This is a genomic window from Brevibacillus brevis, assembly GCF_001039275.2.
GTDB lineage: Bacteria > Bacillota > Bacilli > Brevibacillales > Brevibacillaceae > Brevibacillus > Brevibacillus brevis_C.
Genome location: NZ_CP030117.1, coordinates 5,393,021 through 5,408,725, shown reverse-complemented (window position 1 = coordinate 5,408,725; position 15,705 = coordinate 5,393,021). Strand labels below are relative to the sequence as shown.

14 protein-coding genes are annotated in these 15,705 nt (G+C 48.6%); 9 read left to right on the top strand and 5 right to left on the bottom strand.

Annotated features, from left to right (window positions below; genetic code table 11):
- Window positions 1–36 precede the first annotated feature (36 nt).
- Entirely contained in the window at window positions 37–885 is an 849-nt protein-coding gene (locus tag AB432_RS26140) for a helix-turn-helix domain-containing protein (RefSeq protein WP_235617553.1), read from the bottom strand.
- Between the two features lie 133 nt (window positions 886–1,018).
- Between AB432_RS26140 and AB432_RS26135 the strand changes: the two genes are divergently transcribed.
- Complete coding sequence (locus AB432_RS26135) at window positions 1,019–1,630, top strand: DedA family protein (RefSeq protein WP_048034786.1); 612 nt, start codon at window positions 1,019–1,021, stop codon at window positions 1,628–1,630.
- Window positions 1,631–1,640: 10 nt separating this feature from the next.
- Here the strand turns inward: AB432_RS26135 and AB432_RS26130 are convergent, their stop codons facing one another.
- Window positions 1,641–3,182: a vWA domain-containing protein gene (locus tag AB432_RS26130; protein WP_048034785.1), complete on the bottom strand. Its 1,542-nt coding sequence runs from the start codon at window positions 3,180–3,182 to the stop codon at window positions 1,641–1,643.
- 158 nt (window positions 3,183–3,340) lie between these two features.
- Window positions 3,341–4,342, bottom strand: coding sequence for an alpha-helical endospore appendage domain-containing protein (locus AB432_RS26125; RefSeq protein WP_048034784.1), 1,002 nt, complete (start codon window positions 4,340–4,342; stop codon window positions 3,341–3,343).
- Between the two features lie 247 nt (window positions 4,343–4,589).
- On the opposite strand from AB432_RS26125, the gene AB432_RS26120 reads away from it, so the two are divergent.
- The 6 genes from AB432_RS26120 (at window position 4,590) to AB432_RS26095 (ending at window position 12,186) form a co-directional block, all read left to right on the top strand.
- Window positions 4,590–5,654 carry an AAA family ATPase gene (locus AB432_RS26120; protein WP_007725626.1) on the top strand — a complete coding sequence of 355 codons (1,065 nt, stop codon included), beginning with the start codon at window positions 4,590–4,592 and terminating at the stop codon, window positions 5,652–5,654.
- Between the two features lie 3 nt (window positions 5,655–5,657).
- Window positions 5,658–7,457: a vWA domain-containing protein gene (locus tag AB432_RS26115; RefSeq protein WP_048034783.1), complete on the top strand. Its 1,800-nt coding sequence runs from the start codon at window positions 5,658–5,660 to the stop codon at window positions 7,455–7,457.
- Window positions 7,458–7,577: 120 nt separating this feature from the next.
- The gene (locus tag AB432_RS26110) at window positions 7,578–8,783 is read left to right on the top strand and encodes a chromate transporter (protein ID WP_048034782.1); all 1,206 of its coding nucleotides are present in this window, start codon (window positions 7,578–7,580) and stop codon (window positions 8,781–8,783) included.
- Between the two features lie 256 nt (window positions 8,784–9,039).
- On the top strand, window positions 9,040–9,639 hold the full coding sequence (locus tag AB432_RS26105) for a TetR/AcrR family transcriptional regulator (RefSeq protein WP_048034781.1): 600 nt from the start codon (window positions 9,040–9,042) through the stop codon (window positions 9,637–9,639).
- Between the two features lie 65 nt (window positions 9,640–9,704).
- A complete protein-coding gene (locus tag AB432_RS26100; protein WP_048034780.1) occupies window positions 9,705–10,934 on the top strand; it encodes an MFS transporter in 1,230 nt (409 codons plus the stop codon).
- 178 nt (window positions 10,935–11,112) lie between these two features.
- A complete protein-coding gene (locus AB432_RS26095; protein ID WP_048034779.1) occupies window positions 11,113–12,186 on the top strand; it encodes a glycerophosphodiester phosphodiesterase in 1,074 nt (357 codons plus the stop codon).
- A 39-nt stretch (window positions 12,187–12,225) separates the two neighbouring features.
- On the opposite strand, the gene AB432_RS26090 is transcribed toward AB432_RS26095, so the two are convergent.
- Window positions 12,226–13,404, bottom strand: a complete 1,179-nt coding sequence (locus AB432_RS26090) for an oxalate decarboxylase family bicupin (RefSeq protein WP_048034778.1) — start codon at window positions 13,402–13,404, stop codon at window positions 12,226–12,228.
- A gap of 180 nt (window positions 13,405–13,584) precedes the next feature.
- On the opposite strand from AB432_RS26090, the gene AB432_RS26085 reads away from it, so the two are divergent.
- On the top strand, window positions 13,585–14,343 hold the full coding sequence (locus AB432_RS26085) for a DUF4241 domain-containing protein (protein ID WP_048034777.1): 759 nt from the start codon (window positions 13,585–13,587) through the stop codon (window positions 14,341–14,343).
- A gap of 9 nt (window positions 14,344–14,352) precedes the next feature.
- On the opposite strand, the gene AB432_RS26080 is transcribed toward AB432_RS26085, so the two are convergent.
- Entirely contained in the window at window positions 14,353–14,916 is a 564-nt protein-coding gene (locus AB432_RS26080) for a YEATS domain-containing protein (protein ID WP_048034776.1), read from the bottom strand.
- Between the two features lie 155 nt (window positions 14,917–15,071).
- On the opposite strand from AB432_RS26080, the gene AB432_RS26075 reads away from it, so the two are divergent.
- Window positions 15,072–15,659, top strand: a complete 588-nt coding sequence (locus AB432_RS26075; protein ID WP_048034775.1) for a TetR/AcrR family transcriptional regulator — start codon at window positions 15,072–15,074, stop codon at window positions 15,657–15,659.
- The last annotated feature ends 46 nt before the right edge of the window (window positions 15,660–15,705 follow it).

The window sequence follows — 15,705 nt, the reverse complement described above, 5'->3', positions numbered from 1 at the left end:
GAGGAAAACTTGATCAAAAATGCGAACCACCATCGACTATTCTCGGGCTAGAACAGGTATATAAATGAAGCAAAGCGAATCAGGATGGTCATTTCCGAGAAAGCGGTGATCGTAGTATTCAAAATCGTATCGGGCATAAAGCTGGTCGGATGCGGATGCATGTGTCATCCAGCTCCCGTATATGTATTGATACGTCAGCTTGAGATTTTGCACCGATCCTTTGTGAGGGAAGACAAGATAACCTGATGCAGGCAGCGTGAGTGATTCCAATCCGTCTGTGCCAATATGCGCTGTAGTGTGTATGCCAGCAAAATAGGCAAAGCTCAACGAAAGCCCGAAAGCATCCGGGTATCGAATGACCCCATAACGCTTCTGGTTCTTCTGTACGTCGATTTTCTGTCCCAATCGGTTCCAGCAATGGACAATATCAGTTGTCGAACGGGTAGTGGAGGAGTAGCCTACCAGGTTCAGTTCTTCATGGGCAGGGACATAGACGGGCTCAATCAATTGTGACTGAATATTCTCTAAATAGGGTAGCTCGATACGCTCCAGCATTGTGTACCGCGGCATTTTTCCAGATCGACGAAGAGCAGAGGGAGGCAGGCCAAAGCGTTTGGTAAAGGCACGAGTAAAGGCTTCGTGAGAATCAAAGCCGTATGTAAAGGCGACCTCCGTCACGCTCTTTTGTTCCAGCGACAGCGCTTTGGCAGCCTCGGTCAAGCGTCTCTTCGAAATGTATTGGCCGACAGTTTCTCCTGTCACGTGAAAAAACAAGCGTTGAAAATGGTACTTGGAATAACCGGCGGCTGATGCCACTTCATCGAGTGTGACTTTTTCCGTTAACTGCTTTTCGATAAAAGAGAGGGCATATGTTATTTGCTCCATATAGTTCATGGCGTCACCTGAAATAGGAAATAAGATCTTTTTTAGGATACCATATGCCTTGAACTGATTTTTTTGAAAAAAAGCCAGAATGCCAAAGAATAGGGAGAGAATACAATGAAGTAGGACAACATTATTGGAGGTAGCCGTGGAGCAGCATTTGGATCTGTTTTTGATGAAATATGGATATGTCGGCATCTTTTTTTCGCTCACACTTGGTGTTGTAGGGCTCCCCATACCCGATGAGGTACTGATGACGTACGCTGGCTATGCAGTTTCCCGCGGTGTCTTGCACATGCCGTTTACAGTGCTGAGCGCTTTTTTGGGAGCGGCAGTAGGAATTACGATTAGCTATGCCATCGCGTGGAAGTGGGGGCTGCCGTTGCTTATGAAGGTTGGACCGTACTTGCATATTACGCCGAAAAAAATTGAGTCAACCCAGAAGCTGTTTGCCAAGTACGGTCCCTACCTACTGCTGATCGGCTATTTTTTGCCTGGCGTCCGTCATATTACCGCCTATCTGGCAGGAGTCTCCGCGATGGAGTTTCGACGATTCGCTTTTTTTGCTTACGCCGGTGCATTTCTTTGGAGTGTCACTTTTTTACTGCTGGGAAAGGCGCTTGAGAAAGAGTGGCTCAAGGTCGTCATTTATATACGACATTACGGCATCACATTTTTGCTAATCGGTTTGGCGATTGGAATGATGGTTTATATTTGGATGAGGTACAGGCGCGATACCAGGACATAGGGAACAAGCATTAGTTCCTGCTGATCGCCATGCTATCCTTTACCAAGCGGACAAATTCGAGCTGTTCCTCTCCGGTGGCTGTGGCTTCCGCCAGTTTAAGTACATCAGCAAGGGAGCTTCTTTCGGCATAGGGACTCTCTCGCAATATTTCCCCGTACTCTGCTACAGCAGCAAGGAACGTCACATCAGGAGACAAGGTATTTTGCACACCCACGGTCTCGGAGATTTCTTCTACTTTTTGGGAAGTGGCATGATGATAGCGCACGCGAACCGTCCCGAGCTCTGCATGGGCAGGGGAAGCGAGCTTCACTTCATAAAGAGCGGTCACGCTATGGCCAGCGCCAATCTCGCCCGCATCTGTCTTGTCGTTGCGAAAATCTTTGTCGCGGACATCGCGGTTCTCATAACCGATCAAACGATACGAGACTACCTTCTTAGGGTCGAATTCTACCTGAATTTTTACGTCACGAGCGATCGTTTGGAGGGTGCCCGTCAATGATTCCGTAAAAATGCGGCGCGCCTCAGAAAACGTATCAATGTAGGCGTAGTTGCCTTCTCCTTTATTCGCCAGTTGCTCCATCAGAACATCATTATAATTTCCCATGCCGAAGCCAAAGGAGCTCAAGTAAATGTCTTTTCGCGCATAGTCCTCGATCGAACGTAAAATGCCCTCGGCCCCTGTTTCTCCTACATTGGCCACCCCGTCGGAGCATAAAATCACCCTGTTAATGGCAGTAGGCTTGAAGGAACGAGCTGCCATTTCATAACCGAGGACCAGTCCTTCTTCTGCATTGGTGGAGCCTTCGGGTTGCAGTTCATTGATGGCTGATAAAATTGCCTGTTTGTCTTCGGCAGAGGTTGAGGGTAAAAGAACGCGTCCCTCTGATCCATAGACGACGATCCCTACTGAATCTGTAGGTTGGAGTTGATCGACAAGAACATGTAAGCTTTTTTTCACCAGCTCTAATCGGTTTTCCCGATTCATCGAGCCAGATACGTCAATGACAAAGACGAGATTAGCGGGCTTCCGCTCTTCTGCGCGTAACTCCTTTCCTTTGATCCCGATTCGCACTACTTGAAGATTTTTTTGAAACGGAGAGGGGCCACTATCGGCCTGGATCGCAAATGTTTGATTGGTTGGCGCGGGATACGAGGTAGGGAAGTAGTTGATGAATTCCTCCACCCGAATGGCTTCTGCTGGCGGGAGATTCCCTTCTTTTATAAAATTGCGCATCATGGTGTAAGAGGCTGTGTCCACATCAGCAGCAAAAGTAGACAGACGGTCCTTCGCCGTAGAGACAAATTGGTTGGTGCCGTAATCTTTGAAGTACATGTCATTGGGGATGGGATCGGCCGATTTTTTCAGGGCGTAATCAGCTAGTTGGCTGGGAGGACTTGGACTGGAGGCTACCTGATTGTTTTGACCTTGCTCAACAGATGCTGCTGGTTTGTTTCCACTTTCACTTCTTGATACGAACTGCTCGCTCGAGCTGCATCCGATCAAGGATGCGACCAATAGGGTGATGCCACTGCCTTTCACGATTTTTCTCATCTTTGGTTATTCCCCCTTTGCCTATGTGACGTGGTAAAAAAAGGAATGTTACATAAGAAGGAGAAGTAGGCTTGTCCGCAGCAAGAGCTTCACTCGCAACGACAGCCAGGATCGAGTCGTAGCTGCGGCTCCGAGTGGAGAAATGATTTATGTTTAGATTAGTCGGCAATCTTCACTAAAGTGAGGAATCCGGTCACCGTCGTCGTTCCGTCTGCAAAGCTTTGCAAAAACTGGTCTGTGATACCTCCCGTACGGAATATGTCTACGATGTCACCAGGTGCTAATCGGGTGAAAGAGGTAACCATACCGAATGCATTTCCATCCGCTGCACTATCCGCACTGCTAGAAGTTCCGGCAGAGCCCGTAATATTGGCGCCATTCCTTCTGATAATGAAAGACACTTCACTCGCTTGTGCAGTAGTAACACGATAGCTGATGAGATAGATGCCGCTTGCAGGTACGGTTACTTGCCCGCCAGCGAGTAAAAAGCCAGGTGAATTGTCTGCATTCGCGACAGTAAGCGGGACGATCGTATTTGGCGAAATATCGATAGCGGAGGATAGCCAGAAGTTACCGAAAACACTGGAAACAGTACCCGTCGCGCCTGTTACACCCGTGGCTCCTGTAGTACCTGTAACGCCTGTAACGCCTGTAGTACCAGTAGCGCCTGTAGTACCAGTAGCGCCTGTACTGCCAGTATCGCCAGTAGCCCCCGTGACACCAGTACTTCCAGTACCTCCAGCTCCGGTCGCCCCAGTCGCCCCTGTAGCACCCGTTGCCCCTGTTCCCCCTCCACCTGGTCCGGTGGCTCCTGGTAGACCAGTTGCTCCAGTTGCTCCGGTTGCTCCTGTGAGACTAGCCATAAACGATGCTGTTAATACGGAATTCAGCTTGTTGTTCAGCAGAATGTCTTTCTTTGTGATCTCTCTGAGTGTATTTACTACGCTAGAATTTACGTTTAGCAAGTCACTAATGGTTGCAGGGGGACCTGTTAATCCTGGAAGCGTGCCAAGGACATATTGAAGCTTCTCCGCCTCTGCGTTAATGATATGGCTTAAACCAAGTTCCTCCAAAGCGAAGGATGCGAGTAGCAAGTTTACGACTTGGCTTTGTGTAATGGTAAACAGCTGCGTAATGTTGGGGATATTTGCTTGTGACAAATAAAACGTCCTCCTTTATTTATGTCTTTTCATCCTATTCCGCTATCATGCATAAGGGAATTCGTCGGTTTTATTGTTTTTATTCAGGCGCGGTTTCCCATGTGATGCCTTTCTTTCTTGCCCGTTATTCAATCTTCTTGTAATATTAGGAAATATTTGTGGTGTGACGGTCGCTCTAGTCAATGGAAATCAATCATGGAAAGAGGTAGATTGCTGCAAAAATCAATCAAACAAGAGAGGTTATGAAATGAATCTAGGAATTCAAGTAACGCAAAATCAACTGATGGATGTTCTACTAAACGTTGCAGTAGCTCGTCCCGTATTTATTTGGGGCGCACCGGGAATCGGCAAGTCGTCTCTCGTCGAGGCGTTTGCCGAGCAGGTGGGCCTACCTTGCGTATCGTTATTGGGCAGTCAGTTGGCACCTGAGGATATTATCGGTGTCCCGCAGATCGTTGACGGGAAAAGCAGATTTTGCCCACCTGCGCAAATTGCGCGAGAAGAACCGTACTGCTTGTTTCTTGACGAATTGAATGCATGCTCCCAAGAAGTGCAAAAGGCGTTTTACAGTCTGATTCATGAGCGGAGAATCGGGGATTACCATCTGCCAGAAGGGTCCATTGTGATTGGAGCAGGAAACCGCGCGCAGGATAGCGCCATTGTCAAACCGATGTCATCTGCTCTGATCAACCGGATGTTCCACGTGCAATTGTTAGTCTCGTATGAACAATGGATGAATTGGGCGTACAGCAACGGCATCCATTCCTACGTGCTGCAATTTTTGGAGGTGCGCCCGGACTATTTGTGGTCGCAGCCACCGAAGAGCGAGGAACCATTTTCTACTCCGCGTTCCTGGCACATGCTCTCTGATGCCCTGAACGAATTCGGTGAGAACTTGACGACAGAGATGGTGGGGGTACTGGCCTTCGGATGCTTGACGCCCCAGCATGCTGCTCAATTTCGAGCTTTTCACAAGAACATTCAAGGCAAATACCAGCTCAACCGTATTTTGGAGGGAGAGGCTTCTTTCCCGACGGCTCCAGAGGATCGGGACGTACTGTATTTTCTGGCCGATTCATTCCGTTCGCAGATCAAAAAAGAATTGCCAGCGGATAAAGCCTCCGTGGGGGAGCAGCATAAACGGTTCGCACACCGAGCGAAAGCTCTCTTGAAGGAGCTCGCCTCTATCTCTCTCGAAATGGCGCAGATGGTAGTGGCGCGGCACGAGGATGGCGACGGATTGCCAGACTGGTTCGTTGTAGAGGTCATTCGTGATTTACCGCGTCTGGCTATGGACAGGAAGGGAAAATAGCCAATGGCCAGAGGAGTTCAAAACGACCCGGCGACACAAAACTACGAGCAGGCCGTACATTTTTTGAGTCATCACCCGATGTTTGGACCACTGTCCTCGCGAGCGCACTTTATTCGTTCCGAGCGAAGTGTTTGTCCGGATAACGGTTGGGTAGTCGTGACCCGGGAAGGCAGCTTGTACGCGCATCCGAAGCGCAGAGGAGAAGTCGGGGAATGGATTTATGTTCTCGCACATGCGCTCTTGCATTTGGGCTTCGGACATTTTGTGGAAAAAGAGCAGCCGATTTTGTGGAACATCGCATGCGATTGTTATATTACGCGCTTTTTGAGAGACATGAAGCTGGGGGAGCCTCCTGCTGAAATGGCCTTTGAGCTGGATAAATCGGGAAAGAGCGAAGAAGAGCTGTATGACTGGTTCGTGGAGCATGGGGTGCCGGAGCATTTGAAGCTGTTTGGAACGGGCGGGGAAAAACAGGCAGATATGCTATTCTCGGATAAATACGCCCGGTACACCTACAAGCGAGATGTGAAGTGGGAGAGGCTCCTGGGGATTGGGCTGGCGCAAGCGGTGCAAAGTGCTGTCAGCGTAGCGGGCGGCTATTCGGATGCGCTCGGGAATGAAGAGAACCAGCTATCCGAGGCACAGAAGGCCAAGCGCTGGTTCATCAATCATTATCCATTGCTGGCTTCCTTGGCGAGTCATTTCACGATCATCGAGGATTCACAGATCTGCCAACGGCTGCAAATCTCGGTGGCAGCCATCGATGTAACATCCAACGAAATCTTCATCAATCCTGCGGCGGGCTTGGATGAAGAGGAATGCAAATTCGTGATGGCACACGAGCTATTGCACGCAGGGCTTCGCCACCATGAGCGCTGCCAAGGCCGCGACCCGTATTACTGGAATGTCAGCTGCGATTACGTGATTAATCAATGGCTGATGGAGCTCGGTGTGGGACGTTTTCCGCAAATTGGCGGACTGTACGACCCAGACTTGAAGGGACTCTCGGCAGAAGCGATTTATGACCGAATCGTGACAGACATGCGTACGTATCGCAAGCTCTACACCTTACGTGGAATCGGTATGGGCGATATTCTGGATGGCGACGATCCGCGTTTTTGGGAAAAGGGTCCGGGAACGACGCTGGATGACTTTTACCGCAATGCGATGTCGCAAGGATTGATGTACCACCAGGAGAGGGGACGAGGGCTTTTGCCTGCGGGGTTAGTAGAAGAGATTCGCGCCTTGGGACAACCGCCTATTCCGTGGGATGTTCAGCTTGCCCGTTGGTTTGACGAGCATTTTCCGCCGTTGGAAAAGAGTCGCACGTATGCAAGGGCAAGCCGTAGACAGTCCTCTACACCTGACATTGCCCGTCCTGCCTGGAGCTTTCGGGAAACGGACCAGTTGGCACGCACGTTTGGCGTCGTGATCGATACGTCCGGCTCGATGGATACCAAGCTGCTCGGCAAAGCATTAGGGGCGATCGCGAGCTACAGTGAAGCGCGAGATGTTCCGTATGCGCGCGTGGTCTTTTGTGATGCGCAGGCGTATGATGCGGGCTACCTTTCTCCCGAGGACATTGCAGGTCGCGTCAAAGTAAAAGGACGAGGGGGAACGATCCTGCAGCCGGGCATTGACATGTTGGAGAAAGCAGCCGATTTTCCAAAGGACGGTCCAATTTTGATCATTACCGATGGGGAATGTGATCGGATCAAAGTAACTCGTAGTCATGCCATTATGCTTCCGAAGGGGAGTAATCTGCCGTTCGTGGCGCGAGGACCGGTATTTCGGATGGAATAGCAGGGTTTAGGCTCCGTATCGATACGGGGCCTTCTTCACGATCTTTTTACAATGAAAGGGTAGGAAAAGCGATAAAATAGCTTGTATGATGAAGCGGAAAGCGGAGAGGTGTACAGCTAAGTGAAGAATAATCTTCAAGAAGAAACCGGGCACCAAATAAGTAGCTGGGAAGCTGTGCGTGAAGTTTTTCTCGTTTCGACCAAGCTGGGATTGACCTCATTCGGCGGTCCCATCGCACATCTCGGTTATTTTCACAACGAATACATTCGACGAAGAAAATGGATGGATGAGCAAAGCTACGCAGACTTAGTCGCGCTTTGTCAGTTCCTCCCTGGTCCCGCAAGCAGCCAGGTAGGGATCGGAATCGGAATCATGCGAGCCGGATTGTGGGGAGGCGTTGCTGCATGGATCGGCTTCACTCTGCCTTCGGTATTGGCGCTCCTGATATTTGCGTTCACTTTACAAGGAGTGGATAGTGGCAGTGCTTCTTGGATTCACGGTCTAAAATTAGTAGCTGTCGCGATTGTTGCTCATGCCGTATGGGGGATGGGACAAAAGCTCGCACCGGATCGAACGCGGGTGACGATTGCGATCATCGCGGCTACCATCACGCTGTTGTGGCATTCTGCATGGAGTCAGGTCACAGTCATGATTCTGGCAGGAATCGCAGGATTGCTTATCTTCCGGCAGCAAAAAGTTTCGGAGCTCCCTGAATTTCGTGTGCCGATCAGTCGTGGACTAGCCATTGCGTGCTGGAGCGTTTTCTTTGGACTTTTGCTTGTGCTGCCGATCCTCCGAGAGAGTACGGGATTTTCCTTGCTAGCGCTGTTTGAGAGCTTTTACCGTGCGGGCTCACTTGTTTTTGGCGGCGGACATGTTGTATTGCCTTTGCTGGAGAGGGAGGTAATCCCGACAGGCTGGGTAACGCAAGAGGCTTTTCTGACGGGATACGGGGCTACACAAGCAGTACCGGGGCCATTGTTTACATTTGCCGCTTATCTAGGAGCGATGATTGCAGGAGGAGTCGGTGCAGTAGTAGCTACGATTGCGATTTTTCTACCGGCCTTTTTACTTGTCATCGGCGCATTGCCGTTTTGGAATTCCTTGAGGAGAAATTCCAAAATCCAAGGAATGCTGGTAGGTGTGAATGCAGCAGTCGTCGGTATTTTACTGGCAGCCCTGTACGATCCGATTTGGACGAGTACCATTCTTGCTCCGCTGGATTTTGCGGTAGCGGCTATTTTGTTTATCATGCTGGAGCACTGGAAGCTGCCGCCATGGCTGGTTGTGATTGCAGGGGCTTTGTACGGTCTATTGCTTTCTTAGACTGACAGGTCTCACGAACCAATAAAGCTAGCACAGGGCTCGTAGACCTTGACAACGCCTGCCCAGTCGGAACTTCAAAAAGGGGTCCCGGCCAGTGAATCCCCCTGCTGGCGTGTCAGAGTCGAAGAGAACTGTGCTTTTTCTTCTCCTCCACAATGTTGACTCAAACCAAAGAAGGTTTGCCAACTATGTAGGTAACGCTTATAATACTGAATGAAAGTTCAGTATTATAAGATGAGAAGTTGGTGAAGAATCGTTGAATAAAAAAAAGCAGCAAACGGAGCAGACCAAGAAGAAGATAGCGGATGCGTCCAGAATTTTATTTATGCAAAAAGGTTACAAGGCCACATCCATAGAAGATATCGTGAAAGCTACTGGATACAGCGGCGGTAACATTTATTATCATTTCAAGAGCAAGGAAGGGCTATTCTTACATCTGATTGAAGCTTGGAACAGGGAATGGGAAGAGCAGTGGCTGGCCAAGGAACAGCTCTACACGACCTCGATCGATAAATTGTATGGAATGGCTGAACATTTTGCGACCGATTTTATGAACCATCCGCTGACCAAGGCTGCTGATGAATTTTTCGACATGTCGGTGAAGCCTTCAGATGTGGAGGAGCGTATCAACGAAATGATCCAAGGTTATATTGACTTTAATCAACAGTTGCTCCAGAAGGGGATCGATAACGGCGAATTTGAAATGACGAATGTAACCGGAGTCGCCATTATCTTGGACAGCCTGATGTTTGGTTTAAATCAACACTCGCGACGAATGGAACGAGAGGAAGCCTTGGCAACTTTTCGGTTAGCGATGGATGTATTTTTATTTGGCATTGTCAAACCGTCCCGCTAGCTTTTTTTACGTGATTATCTAGAATGGATATTCAGTGTTTTGGTAATGGATTGGAGGAACAGGAAATGGCTTTATTATTAAAAAATCAGGGAGCCCTATTGATTCTGATGTTCAATATTTTCCTTGTCTTTACGGGGATCGGGCTTGTTATACCGATTATGCCAAAGTACATGGAGAGTTTGGGAATTACCGGGGGGACTATCGGCTTGTTAGTGGCGGCCTTTTCGCTGACACAGCTTCTTTTTTCCCCCATTGCCGGACGATGGGCTGATTCGTTCGGAAGAAAAAAGATCATTGTGATCGGCTTGGTCGTATTTGCTATCTCAGAAGGGCTGTTCGGTATAGCGAATTCTCCCGTCCTGCTGTTTGTTTCTAGGTTGCTAGGCGGCATCAGCGCCGCACTGATTATGCCGGCGGTAATGGCTTACTCAGCAGATATTACAACGAATGAAGAACGAGCAGCGGGGATGGGGTATATTACGGCAGCTATTACGACTGGTTTTATTATCGGTCCAGGCATTGGAGGATACATTGCTGAATTTGGTATTCGCGCACCTTTTTATACCGCAGGAATTGCGGGACTGATTGCTGCATGCATCACGTTGTTCATCCTCAAGGAATCGAAACCTACGGAAGAAGCATTATCGGACTCTCATTCTAGTGAAAAACAACGAAGTAGTCTTCTTTCCCAGTTACTGTACTCCTATCGAGAGCCTTATTTTTTCAGTTTGATCATTGTGTTCGTCATGTCTTTCGGACTGGCTAATTTTGAAACGGTCTTTTCATTGTTTGTTGACCATAAGTTTGGATTTGAGCCGAAAGATATCGCGTTTATCATTACATTCGGGTCAATAGCAGGCGCAGTGGTTCAGCTTACTGCTTTTAGCTGGATCATGAATCGCTTTGGCGAGAAAAGGGTCATTTCTGTCTGTCTGCTCTTTGCTGGTTTGTTTATTGTCCTGACGCTTTTTGTTCACGGATTTTGGATGATTTTTGCTGTTACCTTTATCGTATTTCTGGCGATCGATATTTTGCGTCCGGCCATCAGTACCCAAATGTCGATGCTTGCGAAGGATCAACAGGGTTATGTTGCTGGTCTCAACTCCGCCTTTACCAGCCTTGGCAATATTGCAGGTCCTATCGTAGCTGGATTTTTATTCGATATCGATATCAACTATCCGTATGCGCTAGCGTGTCTGATTTTGCTTATCTGTTTCGTCTTATCATTAGGAGTGAAAAACCGCAACCTGAAGGATGCCAATGCGGCTTCCAGTCAAGCGTCCATTCAGGGGTGATACGATAGCTAAATAAAGCAGCGGCGAGTCTAAGATTCTGTGTTCAGGTCTTAGTTCGCCGCTGTTCCATTTTTCGGGTAAATAAATCTTTCATGATTCCTTAATGGAGATCGAAAGGGAAATTTACATCATTCATTTATAGTGGGAACGGTAATACATACTGTAAGGAGTGAAGCAAATGATGAAGAAAAAAGTGATGGTAGCAACTGCCGCCCTTATGATGTGTGTAGCATCAGTCGCCTCTGCCGCCGGGAATCCGCACTGGTCAAAAACCTCTCCAAAAGAGTTTGATCTGCAAGCTCATCGCGGCGGACTCGGACTCACAGTAGAATCCACATTGGCGTCGTTCTCCCACGCCCTTGAATTAGGTGTGAGCACGCTTGAGCTCGACGTGCAAATCACGGAGGACAAGCAGGCAGTTATTACGCATGACCGCAAAATTTCGGGTGCCAAGTGCCGAGATACAAGCCCACTTTTCGCTGGCGATCCTGAGTATCCGTACGTTGGCAAGTATATAAAGGACCTGACTCTCGACCAAGTTCGCACGCTGGACTGTGGCACGCAGACATTGCCGCAATACCCCGGGCAGCGTCCAAGCCCAGGTGCCAGGATGCCGCTGTTAAGCGATGTATTTGACCTCGTCAAGGACTACAAGGCCAATCATGTATGGATGAATATCGAGACGAAGGTAGAGGCGGGAGCACCGGAGCAAACTGCTCCACGCGAAGATTTCGTACAGATTGTCGCTCGCGAAGTCCGCGATGCCGGTATGCTTGATCGGGTATCGATCCAAAGCTTTGACTGGGGGGCGCTCATGCGCATGAAAGAGGTTGAACCGCGCTTGCCGATTGTGGCACTGACGAACGGTGCGCAATTCTTGCAGCCAGGTCAACCGGGAGCTTCACCGTGGTTGGGTGGAATCGACATTGACGACTTTGGAGGAGACCTCGTGGCGGCCGCCCACTCGTTCGGTGCAGACGCCATTTCCCCTGTACATGGCTCTCCACAAAACGGCAAAGTCACTGACGAGAATTACGTGCCCTATGTCACGAAGAAAATGGTAGAGGACGCACACAAGGTCGGGATGAAGGTGATTCCGTGGACGATCAATGACGCACCTACGATGAACAAGCTGATCGACGATGGCGTAGACGGGATCATTACGGATTACCCGGACCGTCTGCGTGAGGTCATGGAGCAGCGTGGGTTGAACCAACCGAAGAGCTACAAGACTCCCAAAAAAGAGAAGTAATAAGAAGACCAGTCCATGAGGGCTGGTCTTTTCTGGCATTCAGGGGACATAGCCATATCCAGGATATTTGACAACAGGCCATTTATCCTTGCGCAAGGCATCTAGTAATTCAGGACCTACACACAGATTGGAAGCGACGAGTTCATGCGGGGTGAGGGCCATCCATTGATTCAGCGACACATCGACAAAGCGGTCGCTCTTGAACATTTCAAAAAACCACACCGTTTCTGTCCCGGTATTCTGGATATAATGCCCTGTTGCAAAAGGAACGTAACCGACATCACCTGCCTGGTAGTCAAAGGTTCGGGCGTTTCCGTTTCCGGTAAAAACGGTCATCCGCGCTTGGCCTGAAATGTAATATTGCCACTCATCGTTATTGGGATGCCAATGCAGCTCTCTCATGGCACCGGGATGTAGCTCTACGAGTGCTGCCGCTATTGTTTTGGAGATCGGAAAGTTGCGGGAATCGACGATGCGCACACTTCCTCCAGGTGTAATGAGGGGACGTTGGGCGAGTAAACGATGGGAAAAAGGGAGGGGGACGGTTCCGTACGGAGATTCCACTTCATCTGCTTCGATAGAACCCGGAACCTCGTCCTGATAAATGTACACCTGCTTGCCAGGAATGTCGGCAAAGGCTGGTTCAGGCACACCAAAATTCGCAGAAAGCACATCTGTTGGCGTATGAGCAAACCAATCGGAGATCGATAGCGTATTCAGATCAGAAAAATGCCCATCGTCGAAAACGAGTAAAAACTCACAGCCATCCTCAAGTCCCTGAATCGAGTGGGGGATGCCGGGAGGGAAATACCACAGATCGCCTTTTCCGATATCCGCGATAAAATTCCGTCCGCGTTGGTCAACGGACGTAATTCGTGCACGTCCGAGCAGCATGTAAGCCCATTCCGCCTGCTGATGCCAGTGTAGCTCGCGAACCCCGCCTGGCGTCAGGCTCATGTTTACACCCGCAAGTGTAGTGGCGATTGGCAGCTCGCGAATGGTGACTTCCCGGGACCAACCGCCATGATTTAACGTCATGAAGGCATCTGAAAAGGAAAACTTCAGATTGGGCAGCAAGCCCGCATCTGTGACGGGAGGAGCTAGCATATTCGGATTTTGCCGATCACGCATGACGTTCCGTGGGCCGAGATCGACCCATCCGGTCCCGTCTCTCCTCATCGGTTGGGGAATTTGATTCCCCTTGTCTGGCGGATTCATCTGGGCAACCTCCTTTATCCTTGGACAGGCATAGGTATTGTCGTACTTCATCCACTAATCATGCCTATGCATCGGCTTGCCCGTTATGCAAACATTCAAGCCGTACTATCGTTTCTATGGGTGATTTTGTATAATTTCAGGAGTGATTGACAAATTGACAATAGTAGGATGGGTATAAAGATGACGAAGATTCCAAACGAGCAATGGCTAGCACGCTATGAACAAAAAAAACCGATGTTAGAGTCTCTTGTTGATTTACACACCTATTTCACATCAACGGAGATCAGTGGGAAACCAATCAACTTGCTTTCTTTGGGAGAAATCACGATTCCCACTGGAGATATCATCGTTCGTGATCCGCTTGTGTATCTGGAGAGAAGTAGTGCCCCGTATTTTCGAAAAGTCCCTACAGGAACCTTCCCATTAACCGTTTGTGTGGTAACCGTTGAAGAAGACCATTACCGGTATGCAGCTGCTAAGGTAGAGTTTACAGATAAAACTCCCCAAAAATTTACGGAAGCCCTCATTGGAAACGAGGATCTCGAAAATCTTGGGGAAGGTGAATATTTTGGCTTTAATGTGGATGCGGGCCTTGCTACTGTGGTAGATGTCAAAACGAGGGATGCTTATCTGGATTTTTATGATAGCTGGAAAAAAGACAATCCAGAGGGCAATATTTATGATGATTATTTTGCTGGTGTTTTTGCACAAAGCTACAAAGACCATCCCCAATACCAAAGAAGCGCTGGAGACTATATAAACTGGACGATACCAGGCACCGATTTATCGATTCCGATGATTCAGACGGGATTTGGAGACGGAGCCTATCCTGTCTATTTTGGGTTGGATGAAAACGACCAAATATGCCAGTTGGTCATTCAGTTTATTCACATTGAACTTGCTTTTGGTGAGGATGACGGCGAAGATGAAAGCTGGTAGGAAAGCCTCTCACCAATTATTTTTGGAAGAGGTGCCTCGCTTATCTTTCTTTGGAAAGAGAAAATAGCTGGCTGTAAACAACAGATCAATCCCCAGAACAACGGTCCATAGCCGGAGAATATGCCATAATGAAGCAGTTCGCTCCGCATCATCGATAAAGTAGATGGTCCCCGCTAAGAGAGCCGCCCCGATTACATAGGAGTAGAGATGTCTAAACCAGCTTTTGGCGTAATGCTTGGCATACTCCATGCCATATAACTTGGGCTTAGGCGTACCTTGCTTGGTGACATATTGCTGAAATTTTTCATCCGCCCATTGAATCATGCTTTTCCCAAACGCAAGCGATACCCCGATATAAACGGCAGCCAGCGCATGAGGAATCGTAGCGGTAGCTCCACGATACAAGTCCACGCTCGTAACGACGAGCAAAACTACATCAACAACAGGCGTCAGGGCGAGAAGAAAAAGCCCGGCCTTTTTTTGTTTGAGCACATACCTTGTGAAAAGGCCAAGTACAATGACCACCCAAAATGCGATTTCGCATGCGACAATCATCCATGCAACAAAATTCACTAGTATAGGTCCCCTTTTCGGAAGTTTCTTCTCCTGTATGAGAAGTTTTTGTAATACAACCGTACTAACAAAAGGAATCTTATCATCAAACTTAAAGTAATACAACTGTATTGTTAAAGTTGCTTGTCCCTTGAAAATCTTGTTAAAATACAACTATGCCAAAAATAATCGATCATGAGAAAAGAAGAGAACAAATAGCAGAAGCAACGTGGCGTGTCATTGTCGAGCAAGGAATGGAGGGAGCAACGGTAAGGGGCATAGCAAAAGAAGCAGGACTTTCATTAGGTGCTTTGCGACATTACTTCGCAACACAGGATGAACTGCTGATGTATGCCATGCAGCTCGTAAAAGAGAGGGCGATCGCTCGAATTGCTGAAATTCACGCGAATGAAGAATGGGCGCCAAAAGAGAAAATCACCAAAATCTTTCTGGAGCTTCTCCCTACGAATCAAGAAAAGATGGTCGAAATGGAAGTGTGGTTTGCTTTTACGGTGTACTTCCGGCACAAGAAAGAAGGCTTTGATGCACAGCACGACGGGATCTATGCCGGTGTCCGCAAGCTGTTGGACTCTGCTGATCAACTGAATCTATTACGCAAAGAGATCGACAATGAGATGGAAGCAGAGAAGCTCTATGCCGTCATCGATGGACTGGCGCTGCATGCCTATCTCGAACCGCAGCGTGTCGATGGGGAACGGATTACGAAAGTGTTGGAGCATCATCTTGCATCCTTGTTTCATTAACGGACTTTTACACTTCTTTTACGAAAAAGAGGGTCCATTCTTTATA

Excerpts from the sequence above, each read along its gene's own strand:
- AB432_RS26140 (WP_235617553.1), bottom strand. The coding sequence starts at position 885 with ATGGAGCAAATAACATATGCCCTCTCTTTTATCGAAAAGCAGTTAACG.
- AB432_RS26130 (WP_048034785.1), bottom strand. The coding sequence starts at position 3,182 with ATGAGAAAAATCGTGAAAGGCAGTGGCATCACCCTATTGGTCGCATCC.
- AB432_RS26120 (WP_007725626.1), top strand. The coding sequence starts at position 4,590 with ATGAATCTAGGAATTCAAGTAACGCAAAATCAACTGATGGATGTTCTA.
- AB432_RS26115 (WP_048034783.1), top strand. The coding sequence starts at position 5,658 with ATGGCCAGAGGAGTTCAAAACGACCCGGCGACACAAAACTACGAGCAG.
- AB432_RS26100 (WP_048034780.1), top strand. The coding sequence starts at position 9,705 with ATGGCTTTATTATTAAAAAATCAGGGAGCCCTATTGATTCTGATGTTC.
- AB432_RS26095 (WP_048034779.1), top strand. The coding sequence starts at position 11,113 with ATGATGAAGAAAAAAGTGATGGTAGCAACTGCCGCCCTTATGATGTGT.
- AB432_RS26090 (WP_048034778.1), bottom strand. The coding sequence starts at position 13,404 with ATGAATCCGCCAGACAAGGGGAATCAAATTCCCCAACCGATGAGGAGA.
- AB432_RS26085 (WP_048034777.1), top strand. The coding sequence starts at position 13,585 with ATGACGAAGATTCCAAACGAGCAATGGCTAGCACGCTATGAACAAAAA.
- AB432_RS26075 (WP_048034775.1), top strand. The coding sequence starts at position 15,072 with ATGCCAAAAATAATCGATCATGAGAAAAGAAGAGAACAAATAGCAGAA.